The organism is Mesorhizobium sp. GbtcB19, from assembly GCF_019091085.1.
Taxonomy (GTDB): Bacteria; Pseudomonadota; Alphaproteobacteria; order Rhizobiales; family Rhizobiaceae; genus Mesorhizobium.
This window is the reverse complement of the sequence record NZ_JAGXJY010000003.1, coordinates 215,819-238,799: the sequence shown is the minus strand read 5'-3', so window position 1 is coordinate 238,799 and position 22,981 is coordinate 215,819. Positions and strand designations below refer to the sequence as shown.

Annotated in this window: 23 protein-coding genes and 1 tRNA gene; 5 read left to right on the top strand and 19 right to left on the bottom strand. The window is 64.4% G+C overall.

The genetic code is table 11. From position 1 onward, the window contains the following. Nucleotides 1-29: 29 nt before the first annotated feature. The 9 genes from KVT37_RS07890 to KVT37_RS07850 all read right to left on the bottom strand — a co-directional run bounded on the left by KVT37_RS07890 (nucleotide 30) and on the right by KVT37_RS07850 (nucleotide 8,055). Complete coding sequence (locus tag KVT37_RS07890) at nucleotides 30-761, bottom strand: SDR family oxidoreductase (protein ID WP_217571365.1); 732 nt, start codon at nucleotides 759-761, stop codon at nucleotides 30-32. 16 nt (nucleotides 762-777) lie between these two features. Continuing rightward, nucleotides 778-1,224, bottom strand: coding sequence for a MaoC/PaaZ C-terminal domain-containing protein (locus KVT37_RS07885; RefSeq protein ID WP_217571363.1), 447 nt, complete (start codon nucleotides 1,222-1,224; stop codon nucleotides 778-780). Between the two features lie 8 nt (nucleotides 1,225-1,232). Next, complete coding sequence (locus tag KVT37_RS07880) at nucleotides 1,233-2,306, bottom strand: Gfo/Idh/MocA family protein (RefSeq protein ID WP_217571361.1); 1,074 nt, start codon at nucleotides 2,304-2,306, stop codon at nucleotides 1,233-1,235. After that, nucleotides 2,299-2,628, bottom strand: a complete 330-nt coding sequence (locus KVT37_RS07875; RefSeq protein WP_127233704.1) for an L-rhamnose mutarotase — start codon at nucleotides 2,626-2,628, stop codon at nucleotides 2,299-2,301. The genes KVT37_RS07880 and KVT37_RS07875 overlap by 8 nt, the downstream gene beginning before the upstream one ends. Before the next feature lie 10 nt (nucleotides 2,629-2,638). Next, nucleotides 2,639-3,751, bottom strand: a complete 1,113-nt coding sequence (locus KVT37_RS07870) for a mandelate racemase/muconate lactonizing enzyme family protein (RefSeq protein WP_217571359.1) — start codon at nucleotides 3,749-3,751, stop codon at nucleotides 2,639-2,641. Nucleotide 3,752: 1 nt separating this feature from the next. After that, nucleotides 3,753-4,850, bottom strand: a complete 1,098-nt coding sequence (locus KVT37_RS07865; protein WP_217571357.1) for an ABC transporter ATP-binding protein — start codon at nucleotides 4,848-4,850, stop codon at nucleotides 3,753-3,755. Between the two features lie 4 nt (nucleotides 4,851-4,854). After that, a complete protein-coding gene (locus KVT37_RS07860; protein ID WP_217571355.1) occupies nucleotides 4,855-5,721 on the bottom strand; it encodes a carbohydrate ABC transporter permease in 867 nt (288 codons plus the stop codon). Between the two features lie 2 nt (nucleotides 5,722-5,723). Then, on the bottom strand, nucleotides 5,724-6,620 hold the full coding sequence (locus KVT37_RS07855; RefSeq protein WP_217571353.1) for a carbohydrate ABC transporter permease: 897 nt from the start codon (nucleotides 6,618-6,620) through the stop codon (nucleotides 5,724-5,726). Between the two features lie 118 nt (nucleotides 6,621-6,738). Further along, nucleotides 6,739-8,055: a sugar ABC transporter substrate-binding protein gene (locus tag KVT37_RS07850; RefSeq protein ID WP_217571351.1), complete on the bottom strand. Its 1,317-nt coding sequence runs from the start codon at nucleotides 8,053-8,055 to the stop codon at nucleotides 6,739-6,741. A gap of 167 nt (nucleotides 8,056-8,222) precedes the next feature. On the opposite strand from KVT37_RS07850, the gene KVT37_RS07845 reads away from it, so the two are divergent. Then, nucleotides 8,223-9,011, top strand: a complete 789-nt coding sequence (locus KVT37_RS07845; RefSeq protein ID WP_217571349.1) for an IclR family transcriptional regulator — start codon at nucleotides 8,223-8,225, stop codon at nucleotides 9,009-9,011. A 62-nt stretch (nucleotides 9,012-9,073) separates the two neighbouring features. Continuing rightward, the gene (locus tag KVT37_RS07840; protein ID WP_217571347.1) at nucleotides 9,074-9,913 is read left to right on the top strand and encodes an amidohydrolase; all 840 of its coding nucleotides are present in this window, start codon (nucleotides 9,074-9,076) and stop codon (nucleotides 9,911-9,913) included. Nucleotides 9,914-9,931: 18 nt separating this feature from the next. On the opposite strand, the gene KVT37_RS07835 is transcribed toward KVT37_RS07840, so the two are convergent. The 6 genes from KVT37_RS07835 to KVT37_RS07810 all read right to left on the bottom strand — a co-directional run bounded on the left by KVT37_RS07835 (nucleotide 9,932) and on the right by KVT37_RS07810 (nucleotide 14,307). Then, on the bottom strand, nucleotides 9,932-11,056 hold the full coding sequence (locus KVT37_RS07835; protein WP_217571861.1) for an extracellular solute-binding protein: 1,125 nt from the start codon (nucleotides 11,054-11,056) through the stop codon (nucleotides 9,932-9,934). A gap of 14 nt (nucleotides 11,057-11,070) precedes the next feature. Next, nucleotides 11,071-12,231: a CaiB/BaiF CoA-transferase family protein gene (locus KVT37_RS07830; RefSeq protein ID WP_217571346.1), complete on the bottom strand. Its 1,161-nt coding sequence runs from the start codon at nucleotides 12,229-12,231 to the stop codon at nucleotides 11,071-11,073. A gap of 4 nt (nucleotides 12,232-12,235) precedes the next feature. Next, entirely contained in the window at nucleotides 12,236-12,787 is a 552-nt protein-coding gene (locus KVT37_RS07825; protein ID WP_217571344.1) for a MaoC family dehydratase, read from the bottom strand. A 380-nt stretch (nucleotides 12,788-13,167) separates the two neighbouring features. Next, nucleotides 13,168-13,503 (bottom strand): hypothetical protein, encoded by a 336-nt coding sequence (locus KVT37_RS07820; protein WP_254633871.1) that lies wholly within the window; start codon nucleotides 13,501-13,503, stop codon nucleotides 13,168-13,170. 162 nt (nucleotides 13,504-13,665) lie between these two features. Continuing rightward, a tRNA-Ala gene (locus KVT37_RS07815) sits at nucleotides 13,666-13,741 on the bottom strand. A 164-nt stretch (nucleotides 13,742-13,905) separates the two neighbouring features. Beyond that, a complete protein-coding gene (locus tag KVT37_RS07810; RefSeq protein ID WP_217571342.1) occupies nucleotides 13,906-14,307 on the bottom strand; it encodes a TIGR02300 family protein in 402 nt (133 codons plus the stop codon). Nucleotides 14,308-14,501: 194 nt separating this feature from the next. Here KVT37_RS07810 and aroA point away from each other — a divergent pair, with 194 nt between their 5' ends. From aroA to rpsA, 3 genes are all read left to right on the top strand, one after another. Further along, complete coding sequence (gene aroA, locus KVT37_RS07805; RefSeq protein WP_217571339.1) at nucleotides 14,502-15,860, top strand: 3-phosphoshikimate 1-carboxyvinyltransferase; 1,359 nt, start codon at nucleotides 14,502-14,504, stop codon at nucleotides 15,858-15,860. Nucleotides 15,861-16,117: 257 nt separating this feature from the next. Continuing rightward, nucleotides 16,118-16,768 (top strand): (d)CMP kinase, encoded by a 651-nt coding sequence (cmk, locus tag KVT37_RS07800; RefSeq protein WP_217571338.1) that lies wholly within the window; start codon nucleotides 16,118-16,120, stop codon nucleotides 16,766-16,768. Nucleotides 16,769-16,962: 194 nt separating this feature from the next. Beyond that, entirely contained in the window at nucleotides 16,963-18,660 is a 1,698-nt protein-coding gene (rpsA, locus tag KVT37_RS07795; protein WP_217571336.1) for a 30S ribosomal protein S1, read from the top strand. 142 nt (nucleotides 18,661-18,802) lie between these two features. Here the strand turns inward: rpsA and KVT37_RS07790 are convergent, their stop codons facing one another. From KVT37_RS07790 to KVT37_RS07775, 4 genes are all read right to left on the bottom strand, one after another. Then, nucleotides 18,803-19,510 carry an SDR family NAD(P)-dependent oxidoreductase gene (locus KVT37_RS07790; RefSeq protein WP_217571334.1) on the bottom strand — a complete coding sequence of 236 codons (708 nt, stop codon included), beginning with the start codon at nucleotides 19,508-19,510 and terminating at the stop codon, nucleotides 18,803-18,805. Between the two features lie 199 nt (nucleotides 19,511-19,709). After that, nucleotides 19,710-21,290: a 5-guanidino-2-oxopentanoate decarboxylase gene (locus KVT37_RS07785; RefSeq protein WP_217571331.1), complete on the bottom strand. Its 1,581-nt coding sequence runs from the start codon at nucleotides 21,288-21,290 to the stop codon at nucleotides 19,710-19,712. 96 nt (nucleotides 21,291-21,386) lie between these two features. Continuing rightward, nucleotides 21,387-22,058, bottom strand: a complete 672-nt coding sequence (locus tag KVT37_RS07780) for a TetR family transcriptional regulator C-terminal domain-containing protein (RefSeq protein ID WP_217571329.1) — start codon at nucleotides 22,056-22,058, stop codon at nucleotides 21,387-21,389. Next, the gene (locus KVT37_RS07775) at nucleotides 22,028-22,900 is read right to left on the bottom strand and encodes a dimethylarginine dimethylaminohydrolase family protein (RefSeq protein WP_217571327.1); all 873 of its coding nucleotides are present in this window, start codon (nucleotides 22,898-22,900) and stop codon (nucleotides 22,028-22,030) included. The genes KVT37_RS07780 and KVT37_RS07775 overlap by 31 nt, the downstream gene beginning before the upstream one ends. Nucleotides 22,901-22,981: the final 81 nt, after the last annotated feature.

Below are 22,981 nucleotides of genomic sequence, written 5' to 3'. Positions count from 1 at the left end.
CCTGCGCTCAACCTGGTTGCCGAACCACCTCAGATCGACCAGCCGCCGTCGATGTTGTAGGCCTGCCCGGTCGTGTAGGTGGCGCCGGCCAGATAGACGGCGAGATCGGCGATCTCCTCCGGCGTGCCGATCCTGCCCATCGGCTGGCGGGCGATGAAGGCGGCGCGGGCGGCCTCATAGTCGCCCTGCGCCTGCATGCGGCCCTGCAGCGAAGGGCTCTCGACGGTGCCGGGGCAGATGGCGTTGCAGCGGATGCCCTTGGCGACATAGTCGGCGGCAATCGACTTGGTCAGGCCGATGACGGCTGCCTTGGTGACGCCATAGGCAAATCGGTTCGGCACGCCCTTCGGGGCGCCGGCGACCGAAGACATGTTGATGATCGAGCCATCGCCGCGCTCGAGCATGCCCGGCAGCACGGCGCGGATGGTGCGGATCATGGCGCGCACATTGAGATTGAAGGCGAAATCGAGATCCTCGTCCTTCATCTCCAGGATCGAGCCGGCATGGACGAAGCCGGCGCAGTTGAACAGAACGTCGACGCGGCCGATCTCCGCGAAGGCGGCCTTCACCGCGTCATCGTTCAGCACATCGAGCTTGCGCGTCCTGATGCCGGACGTCTTGGCGAGCTCGGCCAGGGCCGCCTCGTTGATGTCGGTGGCATGCACGATGGCGCCGGCGTTGGCGAAAGCCAGCGCGCTGGCCCGTCCGATGCCTTGCGCCGCCGCCGTGACGACCACGACCTTGCCTGTGATATCCGCCATATTTTGTCTCCGTCTTTCAGCCGGGCCTTCGCTCGACGATGTAGATGTGATCCGCCGCCAGCACGACCTCGTCGCGCTGGTTCAAAACCTCGATGCGTTCGATGACGCGCCCTGAAGCAGGCCGTTTCGGGTCATCCTCCTTGGCCGCGATGGTGGTCCGCGTGCGGATCGTGTCGCCGATGAAGACCGGCTTGATGAAGCGCAGCCGGTCATAGCCATAGGAGAAAGCGACGGGATTGATGACGCTCGCCGTCAGCCCGACGCCGACCGAGAAGACCAGCGTGCCATGCGCGATGCGCTGGCCGAACGGCGTCGTCTTCATGAACTCTGCGTCCATGTGATGCGGGAAGAAATCGCCGGTGTGGCCGGCGTGGACGATGAAGTCGGTCTCGGTGATGGTGCGGCCGCTGGTGAGGCGCGACGAGCCGATCTCATAGTCTTCGAAATAGGTGGTCTGTTCCATGTCCTGCCTTACGGCTTTTGAGCCAGCGGCGTTGCCGGCGCGGCGCTCGATTTGTAGGCGGCCTCGACCAGCGCCATGGTGTTCCAGGCGTCCTCGACGGAGCTGACCAGCTCGGCGTCCTCGCCGGCGGCGAAGCGCTGGACATTGGCCATGCGGCCGACAAAGGCGTCAGGGAACCATTCGCCCGCAAGCGGCACGGCGACCCAGTCCGATCCGCCCTTCGGATGGATTTCCAAGATGTCCGGTTCACCGCGCGGATAGTCGAGATTGAGGCCGAGCTTGACATAGGCCGCGCCCTCGGTGCCGCAGATGCGGAACTCGCAGGCCTGGTAGCGGCGGCCGAATTTGTGATCGTGGTTGATCGAGAGCGCGCAGCGCACCGTATCGCCATAATCGAGGATGGCGCTGGTGCGGGTCTGCGCGACCTTGTGGTTGGGATGGCCAAGCGTCCTGGCGTGCACGCCCAGCGGATTGCCGAGAAGCTGGCGGATCAGGTCGAGATAGTGGATCGAATGCATGGCGATCTCGACGCGCGGCGCCTTGAGCAGGAATTCCCAGAGCTGCCATGGCGTGTCGAGAGCGAGAAGAGCATCGAAATCGACGACCTCGCCCAGCCATCCACGGGCGATGGCGTCCTTCAGCGCCAGCATCATCGGCGCGAAGCGGAGCTGGAAGTTGACCGCAGCCCTCAGTTGCTTGGCACGACAGATTTCGAGGATCTCGGTTGCCTCGCCGAGATAGTTGCCCATCGGCTTCTGGATCAGCGCCACCGCGCCATCCGGCAGCGCCTTCAGCACCTCGGCGTGCCGGCCCGGCGGCGTGGCGAGATCGAAGATCGCATCCTTCACGGCCGCTGCCTCCTCGACCGAACGAAACGCCGTCACGCCCCATGTCTCGGCGAGTTTTTGCGCCTTCGCCTGATCCGGATCGTAGAGACCGGAAATCGGAAAGCCGCCTTTGCGGTAAGCAGGAAAATGCGCGTCGCCGACGATCGAGCCGGCGCCGAAGGTGACGATCGGGCGCGGCTTCGAGGGTTTCGGCCATGACTGGGCCAGCGATGCCGGATCGAAGGCATCAGTCATGATGGAAGACCTCGTCCATCGTCGCCCACCACTCGCCTTCCTTGCGCGTTTCCAGCGGCTCCTGGCAAGGCATGCAGACCGACCACCATTCCTGCGTTTTCGGATCGGCGGCCATCTTGGCCATGTCGGCGGCGTAATCGGTGCCGTGATATTCGAAATAGGAGAACAGGAGATTCTCCGGCCGCTTCAGATAGATCGAGTAATTCTTGATGTTGCAGGCCGAGATCATGGCGAGCACGTCTGGCCAGACGGCAGCGTGAAGGCGGACATATTCCTCGACCTTCTCGGGCTTCAGCCCGAGCACCATGCCCATGCGCTGCATCATCCGCCTCCTATTTCACGATCGCCGTGGTGAACTCGGCGATGCTTCCTGCCTTGACCGCGTCCCAGTCCCAGTCGATGCCGATGCCGGGCTCGCTCGGCGCCAGCGCATGGCCATTCTCGATGCGCATCTTCCTGCCCGTCAACTCGTCGAGCTGCGGGATGTATTCAACATATTTGCCGTTCTGGATAGCGCAGGTGAGGCTGACATGCAGTTCCATCAGGAAATGCGGGCAGACCGGCATGTCGAAGGCCTCCGCGGCATGGGCGACTTTCAGCCAGGGGGTGATGCCGCCGATGCGGCCGACATCGACCTGGATGATGCTGCAGCCGCCTTTTTGCATGTACTCGCGAAAGTGCCTGATCGAATAGAGCGACTCGCCGACCGCGATCGGCGTCACGGTCGAGTTCGACAGCCGCACATGACCGTCGATGTCGTCGGCCGGCAGCGGCTCCTCGATCCAGGCGAGATCGAGCTCGCGCAGCCGCTCGGCGCGGCGGATCGCCTCGTCGACGGAAAAGCCCTGGTTGCAGTCGGTCATGATCTCGTAGCCGTCGCCAACGGCCTTGCGCACAGCTGAAAGTCGCGCGACGTCCTCGGAGCCGTGCGGCTTGCCGATTTTCACCTTCGAGCCCGTGAAACCCTTGGCCTTCGCCGCCAAAGCGTCATCGACCAGCGCCTGTGTCTCGATGTGCAGCCAGCCGCCCTCGGTGGTGTAGAGCGGGCAGCGGTCCTTGGCGCCGCCGGCGAGCTTCCAGAGCGGCAGGTTCTGCTTTTTGGCGCGCAGGTCCCACAAAGCGATGTCGATCGCGGCCAGCGCAATCGCGGTGATGGCGCCGATGGTGGTTGCATGAGTGGCGAATTCCAGGTCGTGCCAGATCGCCTCGATCTGGTCGCCGTCGCGGCCAATCAGGCGCGGCGCGAGATGATCGGCAAGAAGCCGCATCACCGACGAGCCGCCGGTTCCGATCGTGTAGCTGTAGCCGGTGCCCGTCGCGCCGTCGGAATCGGTGATGGTGACGATCGGCGTCTCCTGGCTGACGAAGCTCTGGATGGCGTCGGTGCGCCTGACCTTAGGCACGAGGTCGACCATGCGCAGTTCGATTTTCTCGATTTTCGCCATGTCAGTTCCTCAGCGACTTGCCGGTTTCGGCGGAGAACAGATGTGCGCGGCTGAGGTCGAAGCTCATGCCAATCCTGTCGCCAGCCTTCAGCGGCTTGGGATTGAGCATGCGCGACACCCAGTCGGTGCCGTTGAACTCGGCGAAGACCAAAGTTTCATTGCCGAGCGGCTCGGTGATGCTGACCGGCAGCTCGACGCGGTGGACTTCGGTTTCGCCGCCTGAGCTCAGGCCGTGGCCGGTGGGATAGAAATCGTCGGGGCGGATGCCGAACACGACTTTGTCGCCGGCCGATGTCTTCGATTTGAACTGTCCGGGCAGAGGCAGGCTGTCGCCGCCGCTGAAGACCAGCCTGCCGTCGCTCACAGTCGCTTCGTGCAAATTCATCGGTGGCGAGCCGATGAAGCCGGCGACGAAGCGGGTCGCCGGACGGCTGAACACCTCGTCCGGCGTGCCGACCTGTTCGATATGGCCTGAGCGCATGATGACGATGCGGTCGGCAAGCGTCATCGCCTCGACCTGGTCGTGGGTGACATAGATGACCGTCGACTTTACCTTGGCGTGCAGCTTCTTGATCTCGGTGCGCATCTGCGTGCGCAGCTTGGCGTCGAGGTTCGACAGCGGCTCGTCGAACAGGAAGACATCGGGATCGCGCACGATGGCGCGGCCCATCGCGACGCGCTGGCGCTGGCCGCCGGAAAGCTGCGAGGGGCGGCGTTCGAGCAGTTCGTCGAGGCCGAGGATGGCGGAGGCCTCGGCGACGCGCCGGTCCATGTCGTCCTTGGCGGCGCCGGCGATCTTGAGCGAGAAGCCGAGATTCTCACGCACCGTCATATGCGGGTAGAGCGCGTAGGACTGGAACACCATCGAGATGTTGCGCGAGCGTGGCGGCAGATCGTTGACCACGCGGCCGCCGATATCAATGTCGCCGCCGCTGATATCCTCGAGGCCGGCGATCATGCGCAAAGTCGTCGACTTGCCGCAGCCGGACGGGCCGACCAGCGCGATGAACTCGCGGTCGGCGATCTCGAGATCGATGCCGTGTACGATCCCGATGTTGCCGTAGCGCTTGGTGAGGTTTTTCAGCGAAACCGTTGCCATGAAGTCAACCTTTCACCGCGCCGGAGGTGAGGCCGCCGACGAGGTGTTTCTGGACGATGTAGGTGAGGGTCAGCGCCGGGATGATCATCACCACGGCCAGCGCGCACATGCCGCGCCAGTCGATGGTGAACTCGGCCGTGTAGTCGAGCAGCCCGACCGGCAGCGTCTTGGAGTTGACGGAACGGGTGAGTTGCGAGGCCAGCGCGAACTCGTTCCAGCAAGTGAGGAAGGCGAAGATCGCGGCCGAGGCGATGCCCGGACGCGCCAGCGGGAACTCGACCTGCCAGAAGGCCTGCCAGCGGGTGCAGCCGTCGATCTGCGCGGCTTCGGCAAGGTCCTTCGGCACCTGGCGGAAGAAGCCGTCGATCAGCCAGATGGTGAAGGGGATGTTCAGCGCCACATAAGCGAGGATCATGCCGAAATGCGTGTCGATGATGCCGAGCCGCGCATAGACGAAGAAGAGCGGCAGCGACATCGCGATGCCGGGCACGGTGCGGGTCAACATCAGGCCGAGGAACATGCCCGACTTGCCGCGAAACCGATAGCGCGCGAAGGCGTAGCCGCCGGCCATGCCGATGGCGACCGCGATCGCCGTCGAGGAGACCGAGATGATCAGCGAGTTGCGGAAATAGTCGAGCACTGGAATGCCGCCCTTGCCGATGCCGCTGAACATGGCGACATAGGCGTCGAAGGAGAGCTGCTGCGGGATCCACACCGGCGGCTTGGCCATGATCTCGACCGTCGGCCTAAGCGACGACAGCACGATCCAGATGCCCGGCAGGCAGATCAACAGCATGGCGAGGAACAGGCCGACGCGGTGCGCGACGGTCAACGCGCGGCGGGTGAGGCGGGCGGAGGCGTTCTCGTCCATTCTCACCACTCCGCGCCGATCTGCGCGCGCGCCGCGGCAAGCTTGTTGTAGAAATAGACTGTGAAGGCGATCGACAGCAGGATCGAGAAATAGGCCATCGCGTTGGCCAGGCCCATGCGGGCGTCGCTATAGGCGGTGCGCCCGACCAGCGTCCACAACAGCTCGGTGCGGCCAGCCGGACCGCCATCGGTCATGATCTTGACGATGTCATAGGCGCGCGCGACGTCGAGCGAGCGGATCGTCATGGCGATATAGGCGAAGGGCATGACGAAGGGCCAGGTCACATAGCGGAAGGTCTGCCACGGCGTGCAGCCGTCGACGCGCGCCGCCTCGATCGGCTCCTTGGGCATGGCGAGCAGCCCGGCCAGGATGAGGATCGCGAAGATCGAGGTCGACGACCAGACCTCGGCAATGGTGATGGCGGTGAAGGCGAGGTGGCTTTCGATCAGCCACGGGATGGCGTCTTGGGTGATGCCCAGCGACTGCAGCGCGTTGTTCACCAGGCCGATATTGTCATTGAACATGAACTTGAACTGGAAGCCGACGAGGATCGGCGAGAACATCATCGGGAACATCATCAGCGTGCGCAGGATGCGCTGGCCGCGCGTCGCCTTCTCGACCAGCAAGGCCAGGCCGAGGCCGAGCAGCATTTCGAGATTGAGCGCGACGGTGAGCAGAAGCACCGTCCTGCCGAAGGCATACCAGAAGTCCGGATTGCCCAGGATCGAGACGTAGTTCCGGAAGCCGATCAGCACGAAGAAGGTCTCGGGCCGGGTCAGCCGAAACGGCGTGAAGCTTGAATAGAGCGACAAAAGCAGCGGCACGAGCACCACCGCCGCCAGCACGACGAAAGCCGGCAGCAGAAGAAGAATCGGCGCGGATGGCTTGAAGCCCTTCATCGGGATCCTGTGAACGAAGCGAATGGGCCAACCCAGCCGAAACCCGGGATGGCATATTGTACAGATCTACGCGGCCGCCTCCCCGGTTTGCGGGGAGGCGGTTGCGGGGCGCGGATGCCTAGAGCTTGCCCGCGTCCTGGAGGATCTGCGTTGCCTTGGCGGCAGCGTCGTCGAGCGCCTGCTTCGACGTCTTGTCGCCGAGGATGGCGGCCTGCAGTTCCGGATAGACCGCGTTGGAGATCTCGATCCATTCCGGCGTCTGCGGCACCGGGAAGGCGTTCTTGGCGGCTTCCTGGAAGGCCTGCAGCACTTCGGTCTTGTAGGGATCGGACTTCGCCTGCTCGAGGTCCCATTCCCACACCTTGGTGCGGGTGGGCAGCGGGCCGGCCGCGGCTTCGAGCTTCTGGCTGTCCTCATTGGTCAGCCACCAGACCAGCGAGGCGGCGGCTTCCTTGTTGGCGCAGTTCTCGGTCACCGAGAAGCCATGCGCGCCGGACCAGCCCGAGCGCTTGCCGGACGAACCCTTCGGCTGGACCTTGACGCCGACATTGCCGGCGACCTTGGACGACTTCGGATCGTTGAAGAAGCCGGCCCAGCCCGGCCAGTCAAGGTTGATCGCCACGGTGCCCGAAGCAAAGCCCTGGCCGAGATCGTCCCACAGATAGTTGGTGGTGCCGGCCGGCACGGCCTTGGCCTTGTAGAGTTTGACGAACCAGTCGAGCGCCTTGACGCCGGCCTCGGAATTGAAGGCCGGCTTGCCGTCCTTGTCGAGATACTCGCCACCGTCGGCGATCACCATCTCGTAGAAGCGGCCGTTGATCGCCTCCTCCTTGCCGGCATATTGCGTGCCGTAGAAATCCGGCGGGCTGGCGAAGAATTCGGCCTGCTGCGCCATCTCGTCGAAGGTGTCCGGCGGCGCCAGCTCCTCACCGTATTTGTCCTTGTAGGCCTTCTTCTTGGCTTCGTCCTGGTAGAGGCTCTTCTGGTAGTAGAGCGCCGAGACGTCGAACTGCGCGCGCGGAAGCATGACCAGCTTGCCGTCCAGCGTGCCGGCGGCAACATTGGCCGGGACGAAGGCGTCGATCTCTTCCTTCGGCAGCAGCTTGGCGAGGTCGGTGTAGATGCCCGGATATTGCGGCGCGAACGAGGTGTGGTTGGAGCCGACGCACCAGGTGATCGAGTTGGAGGCGATGTCCGATTTGATCTCCTTGTCGAGGTCGAAATGGTTCTTCTTCGACAGGATGTTGACCTTGGCGCCCGTCAGCTTCTCCCACTCGGGGATGCGCTCGTAGAGCTTCTCATATTGCTGGCCGCCGATCAGCTTGGCGTCGATCGTCACGCCCGGAAACTTGCCGGGCAGATCGGCCGAAAACGCCGTGCCGCTCAGCAGCAAGCCGGCCATGCCTGCGGAAAGGCCTAGAAGCAGTCTCGTCATGTTTCTCCTCCCATGAGCCTGCGGCGATGGCCCGCAAAATACGGAACCGCGCCGGTCAGGCTTCATTCATATGCAAATAGCATTTTCATTCCCGGGTCAAGCCGATTGTGCTTCCTGTCGAATGAAGTTCATGCATATATGCAGATCGAAATTCACTGGAGGGGTTCGTGGCAGAGGAAGAAGACGGGGACCGCTACCGCGCGCCGGCGCTCGACAAGGGCCTGGACATCCTCGAGCTGCTGTCGAGTGTGGACGGCGGACTGACGCAGGCGGAGATCGCCAAGCGGCTCGACCGCAGCCCGAACGAGTTCTACCGCATGCTCGACCGGCTGGTGCGGCGCGGCTATGTCACCAAGATCGACGGCGACCGCTATTCGCTGACGCTCAAGCTGTTCGGCCTCGCGCAACTGCATGCGCCGGTGCGCCGGCTGGTGTCCTACGCGACGCCGATCATGCGCGAATTGGCCGAAACATCATGGCAGGCCAATCAATTGGTGGTGTTCGACCGCGGCGCCGCCGTGGTTATCGCCCAGCAGGAAGCCCCGCGCTACTGGGGTATTTCGATCCGCGTCGGCTCGCATATCAGCCTGTTCGACACCGGCTCCGGCCATGTGCTGCTCGCCTTCCGCTCGCCGGAAGAGCGCAAGATGATGATCGCCGAGCACCTGCAGAGCACCGAACAGCTCAACCTGACGCCGGAATTCTTCGCCCGCCTCGACCAGGTGCGCGACCGCGGCTACGAGATGATGGCGTCGCTGCAAACCGCGGGCGTCTACAATCTGTCGACACCGGTGCTCGGACCCGACGGCAGGGCCATCGCGGCGCTGACCATTCCCTATATTACCCTCGTCAATGCGCCCTCGGCGCCGGATATCACGTTGACGATTCGGCATCTGCAGGACGCCGCGGCGAGGCTCTCGCAGCTCGCCGGGTCAGATGTGCCGCAATCGTCGTAATTTCTTATTTGAATAATGGATTTTTAGGCGGGATAGTGCGGAGCAATGGAGGAGACGCCGCCATGATCATCGACACGCATCTGCATCTCATCGACCAGAGCGCGCTCCGCTATCCGTGGCTGGCCGGCGTGCCGGCGCTGAACCGCGATTTCTCCTATGACGAATATGCCGCCGACGCGCGGCGCTCAGGCATCGAAGGCGTGCTGCATATGGAGGTCGATGTCGGCCCCGCCGACATCGCCGCCGAGACCGCTTATGTGAAGTCGCTTGCCGGCAGTGCGGATAGCCTGCTTCGCGGCGCGATCGCGTCCTGCCGTCCCGAAGAGGACGGGTTCGAGGCCTATCTGGAAACGGTCAAAACCGACCCGTTCGTCAAGGGTTTTAGACGCGTGCTGCATGTCGTTCCCGACGATGTTTCGGAAGGAGCGCTGTTTCGCCAGAACGTCAAGCGGCTGGCCGGCACCGGCCTGACCTTCGACCTGGTCGTGCTGCCGCATCAGATCCCGAAGGCCATCGCGCTCGCCGATCTCGCGCCCGACGTCCAGTTCGTCCTCGACCATTGCGGCGTGCCCGACATCAAGGGCAATGCCGAGCATCCGTGGCGTGAACATATGGAAGCGATCGCCAAGCGGCCGAACGTCGTCGGCAAGATCTCCGGCGTCGTCGCCTATGCCGATCCGGCGACCTGGACAGTCGATACGCTCAAGCCCTATGTCGAGCATACGACCCGCTGCTTCGGCTGGGACCGGGTGATCTGGGGCAGCGACTGGCCTGTCTGCACGCTGGGCGGCGGGCTGACGACCTGGATTGCCGCCACGCATGCGCTGCTGGCGGGCGCGAGTGACTCGGAGCGGAGCCGCCTGCTGTCCGGCAATGCGCGTCGGTTGTGGCGGTTGGATTAGCTTTTTGGTGCGCTGGATCTAGCCGGCAGCCGACGCGAAACTCTCTTTGAACAGGCGATTGATGTCGGCGACGACGCGGCGGCCGGACTGCCTGCCGGCGAGGCCTTCATTGATCCGGTCGGAAGCCCGCTGCTGGAACGTCATGTAGCCGTCATGGCGTGGACGCACCCAGGCGCCTTCGAGCGTCGCGCGCGTGGCGCGATAGAAGTCGCCGGTGGCGGCGTTGACGGCGGCGTCCTCCCAGGCCGCGGCATGACTGGGCTGGCCGCCGGCGGCGGCGTAGGGCCCGCGCTGCACGTCGCCGCTGGCGATCCAATAGGCGAAATCGATCGCCGCCTCGCGCGCGGCGGAAAAGGCCGAGACAGCGATACCGGTGCCGCCCAGCGCCGAGCCGATCGGGCCGTCACCGCCGGCGACAGGCATGTCGGCAAAGGCGAGACGGTGCGGCCGGAAACCCGCCACGGCGTAGGGAACATAGCCATAGACCAGCGGCGTGCAGGCAGTGCGCGAGCCGGGTTCCGCCATCCTTTCGAAGACCGCGATCGGGTCCATCGCCAGGCATGCGGGATCGATCAACGCCGCAAGCTCGCGCAGCATCTCGAAAGCGGTTTCGCCGGTCTCGGCATCGACAAGGTCGGCCGAACCATCGACCGCACATGGCCGGCCGAGCTCGGCCGCAAGGGTGTAGAAGCACATCAGCGAATGCGGCGGCCTGAGCGGCAAGAGCACGCGGCCCTGCTCGGCAAGCGACAGCACTTCGGTCCAGATCGTCGGCGCGGCCTCGATCAGATCGGGCCGCCAGGCCTGCACCTGGGTGGCCGCATCGATCGGGAAACCCCACTGCCGGCCCTGCCAGGTGTAGCTCGGATAGGATTGGCCGACGCTGCCGGCAGCGAGCGCCTCGCGTTCCACCTCACGCCCCGGCACATCGAGCGGCGCCAGGCATTTCTCGGCGGTGATCTGGCCTACATGCGGATGGTCGATGACGATCAGATCATAGGCGCGGGCGAGCTCTTCTACCGGGAAGGACTCGAAATCCTGCAGCGAGCGCTTTTCCCATTCGACCGAGACGCCGGTCTTTTCCTTCCACAGCGCCGAGCACGCCACCATCGGATCGTAGCCGCGCGGGTGGCTCCAGGTCATGCCTTTCAGCCGGATCACAGGCCGAACTCCGCGCGGATCTTTTCGCTGTGCTCGCCGATGAGCGGCGCCGCGCGATCGACTTTGGTGCGCGCGCCATCAACGCGCAGCGGCGAACGCGTGGTGAGGATCGAGACATCGTCCTCGCGGGTCACGGTCTGCAGCATGTCGAGCGTCTTGAAGCCGTCGCTTGCCATCAGCTCCGGCCAGGTCAGCACCTTGGCGCACCAGACGTCGGCGGGCTCCAGAACGGCAAGCCATTCGTCGATGGTCTTTTCCGCGATACGTCTGGCAATGATAGCCTTGATCTCGTCGCGGGCGGTGAACCAGGTCGCCGGCTTGTCGCGGAAGGGATCGAGCGCGGGCAATTCGAGCAAGTCGGCAATTGTCGGGATAGGCGTCATGGCAATCGCCAGATAGCCGTCCTTGGCCGGATAGACCCCGTACGGCGCCGACAGATAGGCATGGGCGCTGCGGAACGACGAGCGCTTCGGCAGGCGGCGGCCATCATTTAGATGCGTGGTCAGCACCTCGAACTGGAAATCGATCAGCGCCTCGAGCAGGCTGGTTTCGACATGGCCGCCCTGGCCGGTGATGCCGCGCCGCACGAGTTTGGCGAGTATGCCTTGCGCACTGGCCGCGCCCGCCAGCATGTCGGCGATGGCGAGGCCGAACGGCACCGGACCCTGCTCCTCGTCGCCGTTCAGCCACATGACGCCGGAGCGCGCCTGCGCCAGCAGATCCTGCCCGGGGCGCTTTACCCAGGGGCCGTCCTCGCCATAGCCGCTGATCGAGGCATAGACGAGCCGTGGGTTGATGGTTCTGACATGCTCATAGTCGAGGCCGAGCCGCTCGATGACGCCCGGCCGGAAATTCTGGATCAGCACGTCAGCCCTGGCGATCAGCCCGCGCAGCATGGCGAGGTCGGCCTCGTTCTTGAGGTCGACGGCGAGGCTTTCCTTGCCGCGGTTGATGGCGTGGAAAATGGTGGAATCGCCGCCGATCTCGGTGTCGCTGAGATAGAGCCGGCGCGACAGGTCGCCGCCGTCCGGCCGCTCGACCTTGATGACGCGTGCGCCGAGGTCGAGCAGGCGCAACGAACAGTAGGGTCCCGAAAGGAACTGGCTCATGTCGATAACGACGAGGCCGGTCAGCGGAAGTTCTTGATCAGCGGCCACGGGTTCACTTCTCGGTCTTGCCGACGAAATCGGCCGGGTTCTTGTACTTCACCGTCTGCAGATGCTCGCAGTAGAGCACCAGCTCTCCTTCACCCTTGAAGACTTCATAGCTGGCGCGGATCAGGCCCATGTCCTGGTAGCGCGGCTTTTTGTCGAGGTTGGAGCGGATGGAATAGATGGTGTCGCCGATGAACACCGGCTTGATGAAGCGGAGCTTGTCGTAGCCATAGGAAAAAGCGTTGACGCAGTTGGTGGCGACAAGGCCGAGGCCGGCCGAAAAGACGAAGGCGCCGGCCACCAGCCGTTTGCCGAAAATGCCTTCCTTCTCGGCAAACATCTGGTCCTGCACGTAAGGATGGATATCCAGCACCAGCGCGTTGAAAGCGTGGCTTTCGCCCTCGGCGATGGTTCGGCGGAGCGAGCGGATTTTGTGGCCGACCTGCCAGTCCTCGTAGAACCAGTTTTCCGAATTCCAGACGGGGATTTCGGCATGCGCCTCAGGCATGTCCGCCGGGTGCGTCGACGCGACGCCGACGGTCGGCGAGAACGCGCTCATGCCGCGCTCCGGCAGGTTCCGGCGCGGCCTGCACGGCGGATCCGCGCACGATGCCGGATGGCGAGATGCATGATAGCCTTCCTCCCGTCAGTTTTCTTTTGTGAATAATATTTTCACATATGGGATTTCCTTGCAAGCGACGATCGGCGAAAATTTGGCGGCTGCGTCGCAAAGGAGCCCCCGGGCACGGAATGGATGCAGAACGCCCGTCTTGCAATTTTCGATAGCCTCAAAGGCGCACCTGTTTTCGCCCAGTCAGACCTTCGGCCGCCTCTCGATTCTCGTGTGCGATGAGACGCGCGGCCGGTTGACGGTAGCGCGATCGACATCGCGACGCCGATGTGCGTGCGATCGCGTCGACGCCAAATCAATCCTGGTGCTTATTGACCGGCTCGGGTGAACGAACCGCTATAGGTCTGACCCGCCAGCGTGTAGGTCACATCGAGCGTGCCTTGCGACACCATCGTGGCGGTGATGTCGGCGCCGTTCGGCAGGCGTCCGAGCTTCATGGTGCTCCCGGCAATACGGCCGGAGCCGTCGGCGACGCCCGGCTTGTTGTCGGCCAGATCGCCCCATGCATAGCTCACCGTCACCTGCCCGCCCGGCGATACGGTCAGCACCGCCAGCTTGCCGTCATACATGCCGTTGAGCTGCCCCGCCCATATGCCGGAGAACGCGGCATATCTCGCCGGAACGCCCTTGGCCGGAGGGACCACGGCAACGGTCTGGTCAAGGGCCGCCGAATTCGACGGAGCCGGCGCGGGAGCCGCAATGGCAGCCGGAGCGGGTTGTGGGTCGGTTACGGGCTGGGTGTCCGGAGTGGATTGACAGGCAGCAAGCGCGAGTGCCGCAAAACCAAGCATCGCCAGGAGACTGTTTGGTGGAGCCAATCGGAATCGAACCGACGACCTCTTGAATGCCATTCAAGCGCTCTCCCAACTGAGCTATGGCCCCACTCCCGGCAGTCAGCCGGCGCCGTTTCCGGCGAAGAGATCCGGCGCAGTCGGGAACCGCGCCGTCGTTTAGTGCTGGCGGCTTCTAGCGCCGCCTTCGGACAAGATCAAGCCTTCAAAAGCCGCTTTTTCGTCACAGGCGAAAATCGCCGGCAAACGATCCGATCAGACCTCGTCCTCGTCGTCGCCGACGCCGATCATGTCGGAGACGTCGTCGTCCTCTTCCTCTTCGTCGGCAAGGAAGGTGTCGTCCTCGTCGTCGCCGAGATCGACGTCGTCATCCTCGTCGTCGCCGAGATCGGGAAGATCGTCGCCGCCGCCGCCCTTGGTCTCGTCGTCGGCTTCCTCGAGCGAAACGACTTCGGCGCCCTCTTCCTCGTCGCCATCCACTTCCTTGTCGGCGACTTCCTCATCTTCCTCGATGGCGGAAATCTTGCCTTCGTCGAAATAGGAGCGCGGATAGCTCTTGCCCGTATAGGGCGAGACGATCGGGTCTTTGTTCAGGTCGTAGAATTTCCGACCCGTTTCGGGGTCGACACGCTTTGTGCCAAGTTCAGCTTTCGCCACAGCAAGCCTCGTCAATAAAAGAATGGTCCCCTTAACCGCAGTTTACGGCGCTGTCAAAGCCAAAAGACATGTGCGCAAAACCCGCTTTTCAAAGGCTTGCGCCAAGGGGATGACCATTGCCGCGCGCCGTGATACGAGACCGCCGCATCATGACGAACCGGGCCGGCAAGCCGGCATTTCATTTGGAAGACAAAATGTCTCATTCCGCCGCCGCCAGACCAGCCACGGCCCGCAAATCCCCTGCCCTTGCCGGCACCGCGCGCGTGCCTGGCGACAAATCGATCTCGCACCGCTCCTTCATGTTCGGCGGCCTCGCTTCCGGCGAAACCCGCATCACCGGCCTGCTCGAAGGCGAGGATGTGATGCGCACGGGTGCCGCCATGAAGGCGATGGGCGCGCATGTCGAAAAGAACGGCGCCGAATGGGTGATCCGCGGCACCGGCAACGGCGCATTGCTGCAGCCGGAAGGCCCGCTCGATTTCGGCAATGCCGGCACCGGTTCGCGGCTGACCATGGGATTGGTCGGCACCTATGATATGGAGACCACCTTCATCGGCGACGCCTCGCTGTCCGGCCGGCCGATGGGCCGCGTGCTCGACCCGCTGCGCCAGATGGGCGTGCAGGTGCTGAAGGCAGCGCCCGGCGACCGCATGCCGATCACCTTGCGCGGCCCCAAACATGCCGCACCCATCACCTATCGCGTGCCGATGGCATCCGCTCAGGTGAAGTCGGCGGTGCTGCTTGCCGGCCTCAATACGCCGGGCATCACCACGGTGATCGAGCCGGTGATGACGCGCGACCACACCGAAAAGATGCTGAAGGGTTTCGGCGCCAACCTGACCGTCGAGACCGATGAGCGCGGCGTGCGCCATATCTTCATCGAAGGCCAGGGCAAGCTTACCGGACAGACGATCGCCGTGCCCGGCGACCCATCCTCGGCCGGTTTCCCGCTGGTGGCCGCGCTGATCGTGCCGGGTTCGGACATCACAATCGAGAACGTGCTGATGAACCCGACCCGCACCGGGCTGCTGCTGACGCTGCAGGAGATGGGCGGCAGGATCGACATCCTCAATCCGCGCAATGCCGGCGGCGAAGACGTCGCGGATCTGCGCGTGCGGTATTCCGAGTTGAAAGGCGTCGTGGTGCCGCCGGAGCGGGCGCCGTCGATGATCGACGAATATCCGGTGCTGGCGGTGGCGGCTGTTTTCGCCGAGGGCGAGACGCTGATGCAGGGCCTGGAGGAATTGCGCGTCAAGGAATCGGACCGCCTGGCGGCGGTAGCCAACGGGCTTAAGCTCAACGGCGTCGATTGCACCGAGGGCGAGGCTTCGCTCGCCGTGCGCGGCAAGCCGGGTGGCAAGGGTCTGGGCGCTCACCCCAATGGCCCGGATACGGCGGTGAAGACGCATCTCGACCACCGCATCGCCATGAGCTTCCTGGTCATGGGACTGGCGACGGAAAAGCCGGTGACTATCGACGACGCCAACATGATCGCCACGAGTTTTCCGGAGTTCATGGGACTGATGAAGGGGCTGGGCGCGGAGATCGAGTGAAGGCTGATGGGTTGGAGCCGAACTGAGATGTTGGCGGGACAGCACCCCCCTCTGTCCTGCCGGACATCTCCCCCGCAAGGGGGGAGATCAGCTGTCGCACCGGCTTTCGCCAATCGCCAACATTGCGGAATTGAGCGGGGCGCTCGAACCGCCAATCTCCCCCCTTGCGGGGGAGATGTCCGGCAGGACAGAGGGGGGTGTGAAGGATCGCGACGCTTGTCTTATTCAGCACGCTTTTCGATCGCGACGGCTCGCTTATGACCCAAACCTTCACCATCGCCATCGACGGTCCCGCAGGCGCGGGCAAGGGCACGCTGGCCCGCCGGCTCGCCGACCATTACCGGCTGAACCTGCTCGACACCGGCCTCACCTACCGCGCCGTTGCCCATAAACTGCTAGAACTCGGCCTGCCGCTGGACAATGTCTCGGCAGCCGAAACCGCGGCGCGGCAGGTCGATCTGTCGAACCTCGACCGCACGGTGCTGTCGGCGCATGCGGTGGGCGAGGCGGCCTCCAAGGTCGCCGTCATCCCGACAGTCCGGCGCATCCTGGTCGAAAAGCAGCGGGCCTTCGCCAAGGCACCGCCCGGTGCGGTGCTCGACGGCCGCGACATCGGCACCGTGGTGTGCCCCGACGCCGACATCAAGCTCTATGTCACGGCAAGCGCGGCGGTGCGGGCGCGGCGCCGGCTGGCCGAGATCGAGAGCATGGGCGGCAGCGCCGATTTCGCCACCATCCTCGCCGATATCGAGCGCCGCGACGAGCGCGACATGGGCCGTGCCGACTCGCCCTTGAAGCCGGCGGCAGACGCGCACTTGCTTGATACCAGCGAAATGGCTATAGAGGCCGCGTTTCTGGCGGCGATGGCGATCGTTGACGAGGCCCTCGCCAAAAGAAACAAGGCCTGATCAGGTTTTTCGATTGCCGTCGGCGGCGAAAATACCCATATCGGGCAGGAACCAGCCTGCCAGCATTCTTATGCGCCAGACTTGCCGCTTGAAAGCGGCCAAGGGCTCTTCAGCCCGGAACGCCGGCAGGCTCAACGCAACGCTAACCCACGGCGCCCGCCCCGCTCGAAATGCGAGGCATTCCAGGAGAAACAATGTCAGTAGCTAATCCGTCTCGCGACGATTTCGCGAGCATGCTCGAAGAATCATTCACCGCCGGCCATTCCGGCGAGGGCCAGGTTGTCCGGGGCACGATCACCGCGATCGAAAAGGACATGGCCATCATCGACGTCGGCCTCAAGGTCGAAGGCCGCGTGCCGCTGAAGGAATTCGGCGCCAAGGGCAAGGAATCCTCCCTCAAGGTCGGCGACACCGTCGAAGTCTATGTCGAGCGCATCGAGAACGCGCTTGGCGAAGCCATGCTGTCGCGCGAGAAGGCTCGCCGCGAGGAGAGCTGGGTGCGTCTCGAAGAGAAGTTCACCAAGGGTGAGCGCGTCGAAGGCGTCATCTTCAACCAGGTCAAGGGCGGCTTCACCGTCGACCTCGACGGCGCCGTGGCGTTCCTGCCGCGCAGCCAGGTCGATATCCGCCCGATCCGCGACGTCACCCCGCTGATGCACAACCCGCAGCCCTTCGAGATCCTCAAGATGGATCGCCGCCGCGGCAACATCGTGGTGTCGCGCCGCACCGTGCTCGAGGAGAGCCGCGCCGAACAGCGTTCGGAAATCGTGCAGAACCTCGAGGAAGGCCAGGTGGTCGAAGGCGTGGTCAAGAACATCACCGATTACGGTGCGTTCGTCGACCTCGGCGGCATCGACGGCCTGCTGCATGTCACCGACATGGCATGGCGCCGCGTCAACCATCCGACCGAGATCCTCAACATCGGCCAGACGGTCAAGGTGCAGATCATCCGCATCAACCAGGAAACCCACCGCATCTCGCTCGGCATGAAGCAGCTCGAGTCGGATCCGTGGTCGGATATCGGCACCAAGTTCCCGATCGGCAAGAAGATCAAGGGCACCGTCACCAACATCACCGACTACGGCGCGTTCGTCGAGCTGGAGCCGGGCATCGAGGGCCTCATCCACGTTTCGGAAATGTCGTGGACGAAGAAGAACGTGCACCCCGGCAAGATCCTGTCGACGACCCAGGAAGTCGACGTGGTCGTGCTCGAGGTCGACCCGGCCAAGCGCCGCATCTCGCTCGGTCTCAAGCAGACGCTGGAGAATCCGTGGGAAGCCTTCGCGCGCAACCATCCGGTCGGCAGCCAGGTCGAGGGCGAGGTCAAGAACAAGACCGAGTTCGGCCTGTTCATCGGCCTCGAAGGCGACGTGGACGGCATGGTGCACCTGTCCGACCTCGACTGGACCCGTCCGGGCGAGCAGGTCATCGAAGAGTACAATCGCGGCGACATGGTCAAGGCGCAGGTGCTCGACGTCGACATCGAGAAGGAGCGCATCTCGCTCGGCATCAAGCAGCTGGCCCGTGACACGGTCGGCGAAGCGGCCAACAGCGGCGAGCTGCGCAAGAACGCCGTCGTCACCTGCGAGGTCATCGGCGTGAAGGATGGCGGTCTGGACGTGCGGCTGGTCGACAGCGGCATCGAGACCTTCATCAAGCGCTCCGACCTTTCGCGCGACCGCGACGAGCAGCGCCCCGAGCGCTTCACCGTCGGCCAGAAGGTCGACGCCCGCGTCATCGCCTTCGACAAGAAGACCCGCAAGCTGCAGGTCTCGATCAAGGCGCTGGAAATCGCCGAGGAAAAGGAAGCGGTCGCCCAGTACGGCTCGACCGACTCCGGCGCCTCGCTGGGCGATATCCTGGGCGCGGCGCTGAAGAAGCAGGGCAACTAAGCCAAGCCTCTTCAACCGACGAACAACAAAAACCCCGCCGGAGCGATCCGGCGGGGTTTTTCTTTGTCGGGATATCAGAGCAATTCCAGGAAAAGTGTCAGCGGTTTTCCGTCCGGAATTGCGTAAAACAAAGAGATAGTGTTCAGGCGCGGCCGTAGAGCGGGACCAGCGTGCCGCTCATGGCCTGGTTAGCCGGCGAGGCGAGATAGGCGATGGCCTCGGCGGCCGCTTCCAGGCTGACCCATTTGGCGAAATCAGCGTCGGGCATGTCGGCGCGGTTGGCGGGCGTGTCGAGCGTCGAGGGAGCAACCGCATTGACAAGGATGCCCTTGTGCTTCAACTCCTCGGCCATCGCCACCGTCATGGCCGCGACCGCCGCCTTGCTCGCCGTATAAGCGACCATGCCTGAACCTTTGCGCGGTTCCAGGGCCGCCCGCGCGGTGACGTTGACGATGCGGCCAGCCGTATTGGACGACAGCATCGAGCGCACCGCGGCGCGGCTGCACAGAAAGGCGGTGCGGGCATTGGTGTCCATCATCTCGGCGAAGGAAGCAGACTCGATCTTTTCGACCGGCGCCATGGTGAAGCCGCCGGCAAGGTGGATCGAGGCCCAGAGTTCGGGCACCTGATGGTAGAAGGCTTCGACCTTGGCCGAATCCGACAGGTCGACATTATGCGCCAGATGCACGCTGGCGTGGGCTGCATAGGGAAAATGCGGCGGGGCTGCCGCGTGGGCGTTTGGCACGTGGCAGATCGCGCCTTGTTCGAGCAACCTGCCGACAACCGCACCGCCGAGCGCCCCAGTGCCGCCCGTCACCACGATATGCCTGCCATTCAGCGTTTCCGTCATACTCCGACCGCTCCTGTCATATTTTTATGATTATATCTCGGGTTATGCCGCCCCAGCCTCGAACGTGGCGCCTTTCGTGTTGTCACTCAATTGAAATATCGACATGGCTGGCGCAGCGTCTTTGCATGCGTCGGACCATCTCCGGCGATGCCGTTTGCCGGTGCGCCGGCATAGATCAAGCAACGGTCGCTCCAGTCTTTCAGTCGACGGTGATTTCGATGACGCGCGGCTTGCCGGCCGCCCGCGCGCGCTTCAGCGCCTCGGCCAGGCCGCCGACCCCGGCCAGCCGCTCGGCCTCGATGCCATAGGCCTCGGCGAGCTTGCAGAAATCCGGCGGCGCCGGCGACACGCCGACCGGCTCGACGCCGACATCGAGCATCGAGGTCTCGATCTCGCGATAGCCGCGATTGTTCCAGACGACGAAGATGACCGGCGTTTCGGCATCGAGCGCGGCGCCGATCTCCGGCAGAGTGAACTGGAAGCCGCCATCGCCGCTGAGGCACACCACTGGCGCCTCGGGCACGGCAAGTGCCGCACCGATCGCCGCCGGCGGGCCGTAGCCCAGCGCGCCGAAGCCGGTCGCGGCGTTGAACCAGCCGCCGGGACGATCGTGGTCGTAATAGAGGTTGGCGGCGTAGATCGGCTGGGTCGAATCGCCGACGATGATGGCGCCGGGCAGCGTATCGCGGATCATTTCCACCGCGCGCAGCTGCGCCAGATATTCCGGCCTCAACTCGGCCAACGCAGCTTCTCGCCCCGCCGCCGCGCGGGCTTCGCCGTCTTCTGTGCCAACATGGTCCTGCCCAAGCGCGGCAAGCAAGGCCTGGATCCCCTCGGCGCAATCGGCCTGGATGCCGACCGTCACCGGCCGGCGCGCGATCTGATCGGCGCCGATATCGATGCGGATCAGGTTCTTCGGCAGCACGAAGCCGCCGTCGCCATAGCCGTCATAGTCGGTCGGGCCGAATTCGGTGCCGGCGGCGATCACAAGATCGCCCTCCGCCATCAGCGCGCGCACTGCCTTCAGGCTGGGGCTCGCCGGCACGCAAAGCGGATGGCCATGCAACAGGCCGCGCGCATTGGCGGTTTCGACCACGGGAGCGCCAAGCGTCTCGGCCAGACGCCGCAACGCCGCGTCGGCCTTTTTGGCGCCGCCGCCTGAAAGGATCAGCGGGCGGCTGGCGGCCTTGATCAACTTCGCCGCCTCGGCAATCGCCGCAGCGTCCGGCGCCGGCGGCGCCGCATTGCTCAGCGCGGCCGCAATGCCGTCGGCGGGCTTGACCATGACGTCGGTCGGGATCTCGATATGGACCGGTCCCGGCCGCGCCGACGAAAACAGCGCGAAGGCGCGGGCAAGCGCGCCCGGCAATTGATGAGCCTCGGTGATGCGCTCGGAAAACAGCGCAACCTTTTCCATCATGCCGCGCTGGTCGGGCAGCTCATGCAGGAAGCCCAGACCCTTGCCGAGCGTGTCGGTGGCGTTGACGCCGGAGATGACCAGCATCGGCACCGAATCGGCGCGCGCCTGGCCCATGGCGGTGATGGTGTTGGTGAGCCCCGGCCCGGTGATGACGAAGGCGACGCCCGGCCGGCCGCCGGCGCGCGCATAACCGTCGGCCATGAAGCCGGCGCCCTGCTCGTGGCGCGGCGTGACGTGGCGGATCTTCGAGCGCGCCAGGCCGCGATAGAGCTCGACCGTGTGCACGCCCGGAATGCCGAAGACGGTGTCGACGCCATGCGCTTCGAGCAAGGTGATCAGCGCTTCGCCGATGGTGGTCATAGATTTCCTCCCGTTACAGCTTGGTCACTGTTCCACGGAAACAGCGACCCGCTCTATCTCTTGTTTCTTACGCAATTCCGGACGGAAAACCGCTTCTCACTTTTCCTGGAATTGCTTTTCCGGCGCGAGGCCGAGCTCGGCCTCTATGGCTTTGATGCCAATCGCCGCCAATTCGCCAGGCGAGAACATCTCGCCGGCCAGACAGCCTTCGATCCAGAGCCCGTCGATGATCGCGTTGATCGCGATGGCATGGCGGCGCAGCTCAGCTGCGTCCGGCTTGCGCCGTTCGGCGGCGAGCACTTCGGCCACGACCGCTTCGACCTCGTTGCGAAAGCCGAGATAGCCTTCGCGATGGGCGCGGGCGAGCGTCGGATCCGCGCCGGCGCGGCCGAGGAAAGTTGCCCAGAGCGAAAACACCCGCTGGTCGATGATCGGCGCGTTGAGGTTGGCGGTGACGAAGGCCGCAAGGCGTTGACGCGGCGAGGCGTCTTCCATGACCAAGGCCGCTTTCGCCTGCTCGGTCATGCGGCCCATGAGTGCCGCATAGGCTTCCTGCAGCAGGTCTTCCTTGCCTGGGAAATAATGCCGGATCAGCCCGGCGGTGACGCCGGCGCGCAAGGCGATGGTGCGCACGGTCGCGCCCTGCAGACCATGTTCGGCCACGCTGTCCAGGGTCGCATCGATCAGGTCCTGCCGCCGCCGCTCCTCGCCCTCGCGACGGAACTTGCGGCGCGCGTTCATTGGCGCAGGATCGGCCGCGTCAGGCATGTCGGCCCGCCTTCGCAGGCAATGCAGAGCGCATCCGCTTCGAATATCTCAACCGTGCAGCCGGCGGCTTCCATCGCGGCTCTGGTCTTGGGAAAGCCGGCAACGGCAATCACCTTGTGCGGACTGGTCGGCAGCACGTTCAGGCTGAGGCCGTTGGAAGCGGCGAACTCTCCGGCGTCGCCTTCGACCAGCCGGATGCCGCGCGCCTTCAGCAGCTGATAGAACGGCGCCGGGAGAAGCGGCGAATAGACCAACGCGAGGTCGTCGGCCAGCGGGCTGATCACCGACATCAGATGCAGGCACGCCTCTTCGCCCTGCCACAGCGGCAGATCAAAACCGTAGACGGAAATGCCGAGCGGCGTCAGCAGGTTGGCAACCTGCTGGATGCCTTCCTGATTGGAGCGGACACCGCGCCCGATCGCCAGCGTGCGGCTATCCACCCACACGCAATCGCCGCCTTCGACCTGGCCGGGAGCCTCGACGCGGCCGAGGATCGGAATGCCCAGCCTTCGGTAGGTTTCCTCGTGCAACGAGGGCTCCTTGGCACGCAGCGGCTTGCCCATCGACAGGATCAGCGCGCCGCGGTCGGTCATCAGCGACGGGTCATGCGTGAACACCGAGTCCGAAAGCCCGTCGGCCTTGTCCTCGATCCATTCGATCTCGGCGCCGGAAGCCGCCACCAGCGCGGCAAGAGCCGCATGCTGCGAAGCCGCTTTCGCCGGGTTGAACCCGGGGCCGTAGTGCCACGCAGCCCTGTCGGCGCCGCGCATCGCGTTGGCCGCCGACCGCATCAGCACGCGCCGCAGCGGCGCCGCCATGGACTGTGATCCGAAAGCGCTCATCGATGCCCTTCTAAGGTGAAAAAAAGCGAAAAAATTTCATGAAAGGCTATTTATACACTTGCACAACAACGCCGCAAGTGC

Coding starts and splice junctions, on each gene's coding strand:
- KVT37_RS07785 (WP_217571331.1), bottom strand. CDS start 21,290: ATGACCACCATCGGCGAAGCGCTGATCACCTTGCTCGAAGCGCATGGC.
- rpsA (WP_217571336.1), top strand. CDS start 16,963: ATGTCAGTAGCTAATCCGTCTCGCGACGATTTCGCGAGCATGCTCGAA.
- KVT37_RS07850 (WP_217571351.1), bottom strand. CDS start 8,055: ATGACGAGACTGCTTCTAGGCCTTTCCGCAGGCATGGCCGGCTTGCTG.
- KVT37_RS07875 (WP_127233704.1), bottom strand. CDS start 2,628: ATGCAGCGCATGGGCATGGTGCTCGGGCTGAAGCCCGAGAAGGTCGAG.
- KVT37_RS07855 (WP_217571353.1), bottom strand. CDS start 6,620: ATGAAGGGCTTCAAGCCATCCGCGCCGATTCTTCTTCTGCTGCCGGCT.
- KVT37_RS07860 (WP_217571355.1), bottom strand. CDS start 5,721: ATGGACGAGAACGCCTCCGCCCGCCTCACCCGCCGCGCGTTGACCGTC.
- KVT37_RS07825 (WP_217571344.1), bottom strand. CDS start 12,787: ATGAGCGCGTTCTCGCCGACCGTCGGCGTCGCGTCGACGCACCCGGCG.
- KVT37_RS07780 (WP_217571329.1), bottom strand. CDS start 22,058: ATGCCTGACGCGGCCGATCCTGCGCCAATGAACGCGCGCCGCAAGTTC.
- KVT37_RS07870 (WP_217571359.1), bottom strand. CDS start 3,751: ATGGCGAAAATCGAGAAAATCGAACTGCGCATGGTCGACCTCGTGCCT.
- KVT37_RS07840 (WP_217571347.1), top strand. CDS start 9,074: ATGATCATCGACACGCATCTGCATCTCATCGACCAGAGCGCGCTCCGC.
- KVT37_RS07835 (WP_217571861.1), bottom strand. CDS start 11,056: ATGACCTGGAGCCACCCGCGCGGCTACGATCCGATGGTGGCGTGCTCG.
- KVT37_RS07775 (WP_217571327.1), bottom strand. CDS start 22,900: ATGAGCGCTTTCGGATCACAGTCCATGGCGGCGCCGCTGCGGCGCGTG.
- cmk (WP_217571338.1), top strand. CDS start 16,118: ATGACCCAAACCTTCACCATCGCCATCGACGGTCCCGCAGGCGCGGGC.
- KVT37_RS07885 (WP_217571363.1), bottom strand. CDS start 1,224: ATGGAACAGACCACCTATTTCGAAGACTATGAGATCGGCTCGTCGCGC.
- KVT37_RS07790 (WP_217571334.1), bottom strand. CDS start 19,510: ATGACGGAAACGCTGAATGGCAGGCATATCGTGGTGACGGGCGGCACT.
- aroA (WP_217571339.1), top strand. CDS start 14,502: ATGTCTCATTCCGCCGCCGCCAGACCAGCCACGGCCCGCAAATCCCCT.
- KVT37_RS07890 (WP_217571365.1), bottom strand. CDS start 761: ATGGCGGATATCACAGGCAAGGTCGTGGTCGTCACGGCGGCGGCGCAA.
- KVT37_RS07880 (WP_217571361.1), bottom strand. CDS start 2,306: ATGACTGATGCCTTCGATCCGGCATCGCTGGCCCAGTCATGGCCGAAA.
- KVT37_RS07865 (WP_217571357.1), bottom strand. CDS start 4,850: ATGGCAACGGTTTCGCTGAAAAACCTCACCAAGCGCTACGGCAACATC.